This window comes from Aneurinibacillus danicus, from assembly GCF_007991215.1.
GTDB lineage: Bacteria > Bacillota > Bacilli > Aneurinibacillales > Aneurinibacillaceae > Aneurinibacillus > Aneurinibacillus danicus.
In genome coordinates, this window is record NZ_BJXX01000110.1 from 1 (window position 1) to 7,357 (window position 7,357).

Below are 7,357 nucleotides of genomic sequence, written 5' to 3' on the forward strand. Positions count from 1 at the left end.
GGGTTGAAAAAGGAAAAAACGAGGGCAGGATACGTCATACATCCTCCTCGCTGTCTTATTTTTTGGGTCGGCGGAAGCTCAACAGGCGAAATTGTCTTCTCGGAGGATGTGGAAAAGCTACATACTTGATGACGAGAGCAGCGGGCAGTACATACCCGATCATCGCTTCAAGTATAGCAACAGCGCGTGCCAGCCCGAACGGACTTAAATCGCCGTAGCCGACCGACAGCAGTGTAATCGCGCTGAAATAAAAGGAACGGGTAATTCGATCATACCATTGATTCTGGTGTGTTATGGAAGCATAGTGATCAAGAATAAATCCAAGCCCCGTCCATTCCAGGGCACAGTAAATTAGGCCGAAAGAAAGCACAAGGTTCATATAAAGCAGAAAAAGAGTTAAAAAATTATGCCATGTTTTTTGTCTGATAATCGTGTGCTTCATTTTCTCACATCCGATACATACATATTATATAAGTTGAATTTGATATCATGACATACGCCAGACGGTTCGAAGGAACCAGAAGACAGGCGAACAGGGAAAGAGAGTGTTATGTTATTTGCCCTTTTTTCTCCTGTCCTCTTCTTCGCTTCAGGTATCTCGTTCCGCCAAAGGATGTCGATATATCTTCATTCTTTAACTTGTACATATGTATGTCGGAAGGGAGGCTTATAAGCGTGATTTATAAAAATGACTGCCTGACCCGTCGTTATCTTTCTCGTTTTTCTCCGCCTTTTCCTTGGCGGCAAGAAGGTTATTGCGCAGCTTTTCGGAGCATGATCTGCAATATTCGCCCAGCGTGATGAGTGTATCGCAGTTCTTGCATTTATATTGCAGGCTGGGATAGCGTGTAAGGTCGAAATACTTCTCGCGAATCAAATATTCGATATAGCGGATCGGTATATCGAGATCCCGCGAGATTTGTGCCAGGGGAGCAGTTCGCTTTTCTTTCGGTTTTAAGTAATCACGGATGCGTTTAACAGTTTCAAGTTCCTTGCGCACGCAATCCGGGCAGACTGGCTTGGAAATTTTCATGAATACTTTGCCGCACGCAGAGCAATTGGATAACATGAGATTACACTCCCTTCTAACTGAGGTAAAAATTTCTTGTGTACTTTTATAATAAGATTTTCTTCATAGATTTTCCTGTATTCTCTCTTTTTTTTTGCTAAAATGAGTCTTAAGTAATGAACAAAAAGTTCACGTTTTTTTATATAGTGTTTTATCAGAGGACAGGATGATGAAATAATAAAAGGAATGGTATCGGAAAGGTACAAAACTTTGTTGCCGGGCCATAGGGAGGGCATACATATGATGGAAAAAAAACCGCTGCTTGGCCGATTTGATGAACAGGGGAATTTAATACTGCCGCCCGAGATACAGGATATCCTCTTTAATAGGACGGAACGAAAAAAACGTATCATCCACCTTAAAGTTCGTTTTTTTTGTTTATTTATTTTGTTTTTTGTTTTTATTTTTATCTCTTTATAGTTTAAAAACAAACATTATATTAAATAAGGATTTTATTGTTAGCGGAAAGCTGAAAAAGTGCATTGCAATTTTTCTGATTCGTGTTACGATAGAAAAGGATTACATATTTGATTTTTTCCAATACTAAAATATCGTGCGGATGAAAGCAGAGGGAGAGAACGCGTCGGTCGCGTCGCCGAAGGAGCAAGATACCTTTCAATCTCTCAGGCAAAAGTACCTCTGCGGGACGCAACTCTGGAGAGAGTCTGCATGGCGGACCACCAAAGGGGAAACCGGTCAGAAAGCCGTAGAGAGATGGCTTGTGCCGGGTAGCTCTCAGGTAAAAAGGACAGAGATAGGGGGATATACCCTATTTCTGTCCTTTTTTTGTGAAAATCGTGAGAAAAGAAGGAGAGGACAGAGGGAGTAAGAACCAGGGAAGAAAAAGGCGTTCGCCTTTTTCCATATTTATCTTTTCTTTAGTTTTATGAGAGTACGTTAGTAAAAAAATAATGGAGGTTGGAAACAAATGTCTGCCTTAAAACGAACGCCTCTGTACCCCCTATACGAAAAGCATGGAGCCAAAACGATTGATTTCGGGGGCTGGGAGTTGCCTGTTCAATTCTCAAACATTCAAAAAGAGCATGAAGCAGTACGGACAAAAGCAGGATTGTTTGATGTATCCCACATGGGTGAAGTGGAAGTAAAGGGAGAGGATGCGCTTGCATTCGTACAGAAGATAACAACGAATGATGCGTCCAAATTGGCCGTAGACCAGGCCCAGTATTCGATTATGTGTTATCCGGACGGCGGTACAGTGGATGATCTGCTTGTCTACAAGCTGGCAGACAACCATTACCTGCTGGTTATCAACGCTGCTAATATCGAAAAAGACTACGAGTGGATGCGGCAGCATGTTCAGGGTAAAGTTACGCTTCGCAATATCTCCGACGAAACGGCACAGCTGGCGCTTCAGGGACCGCTTTCCGAAGAGGTGCTTCAAAAGCTGACGGACACCAATCTATCTGCCATCCGTTTTTTCCATTTTAAACAGGATGTTAATTTGGCCGGTGTATCCGGCCTTGTCTCCCGTACCGGCTATACCGGAGAAGACGGATTCGAAATCTATGTCAAAGCGCAAGAGGCACCGATATTATGGAAGAAAATCCTCGAAGCTGGCGCAGGTGATGTACTGCCGTGCGGTCTGGGCGCGCGTGATACGCTTCGTTTCGAGGCACGCCTGCCACTGTACGGGCAGGAACTGAGCCAGGATATCAGCCCGATTGAAGCAGGGCTGGGCTTCGCCGTCAAAGTCGACAAACCTATGCCATTCATCGGACAGGAAGCATTGAAAAAGCAGAAGGAAGAAGGCGCGCCGCGCAGGCTGGTCGGTATCGAAATGATTGAACGCGGCATTCCGCGCACCCACTACCCGGTTTATGCAGGGGAAGAGAGGGTCGGCGAAGTGACGACGGGTACACAGTCGCCTACGCTTAAGAAAAATGTCGGGCTTGCGCTTGTAAAGCGCCAATACAGTGAGCTCGGTACGGAGCTGGATGTGGAAATCCGCGGCAAGCGGGTCAAAGCGAAAGTAGTGCCTACGCCGTTTTATAAACGGCCGAAAGCATAAAACCAGTAAAGGAAAATTGGGGGAGAAGAGATTATGAGCCAGGTACAATCCGCTTTTAAATACAGCAAGGAGCATGAATGGGTAGAAGTGCTGGATGAAGGACGTGTCCGTATCGGCATTACGCATTTTGCGCAGGAACAATTGGGTGACATTGTGTTTGTAGAGCTGCCGGAAGAAGGGGCCGTTGTGAAAGCGGACGAAAGCATGGGCACCGTCGAGTCGGTAAAAGCCGTCTCCGATATTTATGCGCCGGTTAGCGGGGAAGTCGTAGAAGTCAACCGTGAGCTTGAAGAAGGACCGGAGACGATTAACAGTGATGCATACGGGGCAGGCTGGATGGTTATTGTTAAGCTTTCGAATCCGGAAGAATTGGATGCGCTGATGACGGCGGAGCAGTACGAAGCGTTTAGCAAAGAGGAGGAATAAACTGTGACCGTGAAGTATCGATACCTTCCAACAACGGAGGCAGACCGCAAAGAGATGATGGCCGACCTTGGCATTTCTGATATATCCGACCTGTTCTCCGATATTCCGGAGCAGGTTCGTTTTAAAGGGAGGCTTGCGATTCCGGAAGCGATTCCGGAAGCAGAGCTGACGAAGCATATGGGGCGAATGGCGGGCAAGAATGTCAATGCGCTCGATTACGCTTGCTTCCTGGGAGCAGGCACGTATGACCACTACATTCCGAGCGTGGTCAATCACGTGATTTCCCGCTCAGAGTTTTATACGGCTTATACGCCGTACCAGCCGGAGATTAGCCAGGGTGAATTGCAGGCAATCTTCGAATTTCAGACGATGATTTGCGAATTGACCGGCATGGACGTAGCGAATTCATCCATGTACGACGGGGCGACGGCCCTGGCGGAAGCTGCCGCAATGACTGCAGCGAAGACAAAGCGGAAGAAAGTTGTCGTCTCCCGTGCCGTGCATCCCGAAGCCCGTTCTATTCTGCTGACATATGCGAAAGGCCAGGGGCTTGAAGTGGTTGAAATTGGCTGCAAAAACGGACTCACCGATCTTGAGGCGCTCGAGGCGGCGGTCGATGAAAATACGGCATCCGTCCTTGTCCAGTATCCGAACTTCTTTGGTGCGGTTGAGGAGCTGGCCGCGATCGAGCAAATTGCCCATAAATATAAAGGATTGTTTGTTGTAAGCGCCAATCCGCTCGGACTGGGGATTTTGCAGCCACCGGGTGCATTCGGTGCCGACGTAGTGGTGGGCGACGCCCAGCCGTTCGGCATTCCGATGGCGTTCGGCGGTCCGCATTGCGGCTATTTCGCGGTGAAAAAAGAGTTGATGCGCCAGATTCCGGGCCGTATTGTAGGACAAACGAAAGACGAGCAGGGACGCCGCGGTTTCGTGCTGACCTTACAGGCGCGCGAACAGCATATCCGTCGCGAGAAAGCGACATCTAATATCTGCTCCAACCAGGCATTGAATGCGCTGGCCGCGGCAGTGGCGATGACGGCGCTTGGTAGACAGGGTGTGCAGGAAATGGCGCTTCTGAATGTACAGAAGACACAGTATGCCAAACAGCAGATTGCAAGGCTCGACGGATACGAAGTCGTATACGATGCGCCGGTATTTAACGAATTCGTTATTAAAACGCCGCGTCCGGTCGGCGATATCAATAAAGCGCTGCTCAAGGATGAGATTATCGGCGGTTTCGACTTGTCGCGTGATTATCCTGAGCTTGCGCAGCATATGCTGCTCGCGGTCACAGAGCTGCGCACGAAGGAAGAAATCGATCGACTGGTGAAAAGATTGGAGGGAGCGCGCCATGCCTAATACCATGCAGAAAAATGAACAGCAGCAAAAAGACAAAGCGCTGATTTTTGAGATGAGCAAGCCGGGACGTGTCGGCTACTCGCTGCCTGCCTGCGATGTACCGGAAGTCGATGTTACATCTGTTATTCCGGGCACATATCTGCGCGAGGTGCCGGCGGAGCTGCCTGAGGTGAGTGAATTGCAGTTGATGCGCCACTACACGGAATTGTCGAAGCGCAATCATGGGGTCGACTCCGGTTTCTATCCGCTCGGCTCCTGCACGATGAAATATAACCCGAAAATTAATGAAGATGTGGCTCGCTACCCGGGATTTGCCCGCATTCATCCGTATCAGCCGGAAGAGACGGTACAGGGCGCACTGCAGTTAATGTATGAATTACAGGAAGACCTTGCGGCGATTACCGGCATGGATGCGGTAACGCTGCAATCGGCGGCGGGCGCCCAGGGCGAATGGACCGGTCTGATGATGATTCGCGCCTACCATGAAAGCCGGGGCGAGAATCGCACCAAGGTTATCGTGCCCGACTCTGCGCACGGCACAAACCCGGCTTCCGCCAGCGTAGCCGGACTTGAGACCATCACTGTGGCATCGGACGAGAACGGATTCGTCGATGTGGAGGCGCTGCGTCAGGCAGTCGGTCCGGATACGGCGGCGCTTATGCTCACCAATCCTAACACGCTCGGCCTGTTTGAGAAAAACATCGTAGAAATTGCGGAGATCGTGCACGAAGCGGGCGGCCTTCTGTATTACGACGGTGCCAACGCCAATGCGATTCTCGGGAAAGCGCGTCCGGGGGACATGGGATTTGACGTTGTTCATCTGAACCTGCACAAGACGTTTACAACTCCGCACGGCGGCGGCGGCCCGGGCTCCGGTCCGGTCGGCGTGAAAAAGGAGCTCATCCCATTTCTGCCAAAACCGATAGTTGTCAAGGAAGGCGATGTTTACCGTCTTGACTTTGACCGTCCGCAGTCGATCGGCCGCGTAAAAGCATACTACGGCAACTTCGGTATCAACGTGCGTGCTTATACGTATATCCGCACAATGGGGCCGGAGGGGCTGCGTCTTGTGTCCGAGAACGCAGTGCTGAACGCCAACTACATGATGCGCAAGCTGGCTAAATATTATGATTTGCCGTTTGACCACGTATGCAAACACGAATTCGTCCTGTCTGGCAAACGTCAGAAAAAGCAAGGGGTACGCACGCTTGATATTGCCAAGCGCCTGCTTGATTTCGGCTACCATCCGCCGACGATTTACTTCCCGCTTATCGTGGAAGAGTGCCTAATGATCGAGCCGACGGAAACAGAGTCGAAAGAAACGCTGGACGAATTCATCGATGTTATGATTCAAATCGCGCAGGAAGCGGAACAGACACCAGAAATTGTACAGGAGGCGCCTCATCATACGGTAGTGAGCCGTCTTGATGAAGTGCTGGCGGCCCGGAAGCCGATATTGCGCTATACAAAACCTGAATAGAAAGCGGAGGAGAGGCCAAGCACGTCAGAATAGATCGCGTGCCTGTCTCTCCTTTTTTCTTCCTTCAATCCCCAACATTTTTTCCTAAATATGCGCAGATACTATGCTCAGGTGCGCCGCATTACTGCGGCTTATACTTTGAGACAGAAAGGGATGCTCGGGATGCTGACGAATCAGGAGCTTTCTCATTTTCGTTCGCTGCTTACGAACCAACTACACGACATTAAGCAGCGGCTTCAGGATAGCGATGCTTATGGAATGGGGAGGGCCGCGATGCAGGAGGCGATCGGGGAGCTTTCCAATTACGATAACCATCCGGCCGATCAAGGGAGTGAGACGTTCGAGCGTGGCAAAGATCTTGCACTTCATGAACACGAAGAAGAAGAGATGCGGGACATTGAACGCGCGCTTGAAGCGATAGAGCGTGGTGTATACGGCACGTGCGAAGTTTGCCACAGGAAAATCCCACGTGAACGTTTGGAGGCATTGCCGACCACCGTACGATGCATTGAACATGCAGGCGAGACATTTGTATCGGCGCGTCGTCCGGCGGAAGAGGATATGGTTGACCCTCCGTTCGGTCAGTTTAATTACGACAAGCGGGATGCTACGTTGTATGATGCAGAAGACACGATACAGGATGTGACGAAATACGGAACGTCAGATACGCCTTCCGATTTCGGAGAGCAGGCTCATTTTAGCTATGACGATATGTACTGGGAGTCGGAAGAGACTGTCGGGTATGTGGAGGACATTGAGGGATTTTTGCTCGCTGACATGGAAGGAAAATTCATTGGCGTAAACACGGAAACTCCGATGCATGAACAATACGAGGAAATGCTCGATGAGGCAGGAGTTGTTTCCGTAATGGGCAATCCGGACTTAATGGAAGATGATAATGAAGACGAAGGGTATGTCGAAAAATAAGAAAAAGGAGACCGCTCCGGCCTCCTTTTTTGTGAAAATCGTGAGGAAAGAAGGAAGGGAAAGA

7 protein-coding genes and 2 riboswitches are annotated in these 7,357 nt (G+C 49.4%); of the genes, 5 read left to right on the forward strand and 2 right to left on the reverse strand.

Going from position 1 to position 7,357, the window contains the following annotated elements:
* Window positions 1-55 precede the first annotated feature (55 nt).
* Both ADA01nite_RS12290 and ADA01nite_RS12295 read right to left on the reverse strand, forming a co-directional pair.
* Window positions 56-442: a potassium channel family protein gene (locus ADA01nite_RS12290; protein ID WP_146810266.1), complete on the reverse strand. Its 387-nt coding sequence runs from the start codon at window positions 440-442 to the stop codon at window positions 56-58.
* A 225-nt stretch (window positions 443-667) separates the two neighbouring features.
* On the reverse strand, window positions 668-1,069 hold the full coding sequence (locus ADA01nite_RS12295; RefSeq protein ID WP_146810267.1) for a hypothetical protein: 402 nt from the start codon (window positions 1,067-1,069) through the stop codon (window positions 668-670).
* Window positions 1,070-1,628: 559 nt separating this feature from the next.
* Window positions 1,629-1,718, forward strand: a riboswitch (glycine riboswitch).
* 3 nt (window positions 1,719-1,721) lie between these two features.
* A riboswitch (glycine riboswitch) is annotated at window positions 1,722-1,823 on the forward strand.
* 174 nt (window positions 1,824-1,997) lie between these two features.
* On the opposite strand from ADA01nite_RS12295, the gene gcvT reads away from it, so the two are divergent.
* From gcvT to ADA01nite_RS12320, 5 genes are all read left to right on the forward strand, one after another.
* Window positions 1,998-3,098 carry a glycine cleavage system aminomethyltransferase GcvT gene (gene gcvT, locus ADA01nite_RS12300; protein WP_146810268.1) on the forward strand — a complete coding sequence of 367 codons (1,101 nt, stop codon included), beginning with the start codon at window positions 1,998-2,000 and terminating at the stop codon, window positions 3,096-3,098.
* Window positions 3,099-3,131: 33 nt separating this feature from the next.
* Complete coding sequence (gcvH, locus tag ADA01nite_RS12305) at window positions 3,132-3,524, forward strand: glycine cleavage system protein GcvH (protein ID WP_146810269.1); 393 nt, start codon at window positions 3,132-3,134, stop codon at window positions 3,522-3,524.
* 9 nt (window positions 3,525-3,533) lie between these two features.
* Window positions 3,534-4,886, forward strand: coding sequence for an aminomethyl-transferring glycine dehydrogenase subunit GcvPA (gcvPA, locus tag ADA01nite_RS12310; RefSeq protein ID WP_146810271.1), 1,353 nt, complete (start codon window positions 3,534-3,536; stop codon window positions 4,884-4,886).
* A complete protein-coding gene (gene gcvPB / locus ADA01nite_RS12315) occupies window positions 4,879-6,366 on the forward strand; it encodes an aminomethyl-transferring glycine dehydrogenase subunit GcvPB (protein ID WP_246147322.1) in 1,488 nt (495 codons plus the stop codon). The genes gcvPA and gcvPB overlap by 8 nt, the downstream gene beginning before the upstream one ends.
* Before the next feature lie 162 nt (window positions 6,367-6,528).
* Window positions 6,529-7,293, forward strand: coding sequence for a TraR/DksA C4-type zinc finger protein (locus ADA01nite_RS12320; protein ID WP_146810270.1), 765 nt, complete (start codon window positions 6,529-6,531; stop codon window positions 7,291-7,293).
* The last annotated feature ends 64 nt before the right edge of the window (window positions 7,294-7,357 follow it).

Coding starts and splice junctions, on each gene's coding strand:
- gcvPB (WP_246147322.1), top strand. CDS start 4,879: ATGCCTAATACCATGCAGAAAAATGAACAGCAGCAAAAAGACAAAGCG.
- ADA01nite_RS12320 (WP_146810270.1), top strand. CDS start 6,529: ATGCTGACGAATCAGGAGCTTTCTCATTTTCGTTCGCTGCTTACGAAC.
- gcvT (WP_146810268.1), top strand. CDS start 1,998: ATGTCTGCCTTAAAACGAACGCCTCTGTACCCCCTATACGAAAAGCAT.
- ADA01nite_RS12295 (WP_146810267.1), bottom strand. CDS start 1,069: ATGTTATCCAATTGCTCTGCGTGCGGCAAAGTATTCATGAAAATTTCC.
- ADA01nite_RS12290 (WP_146810266.1), bottom strand. CDS start 442: ATGAAGCACACGATTATCAGACAAAAAACATGGCATAATTTTTTAACT.
- gcvH (WP_146810269.1), top strand. CDS start 3,132: ATGAGCCAGGTACAATCCGCTTTTAAATACAGCAAGGAGCATGAATGG.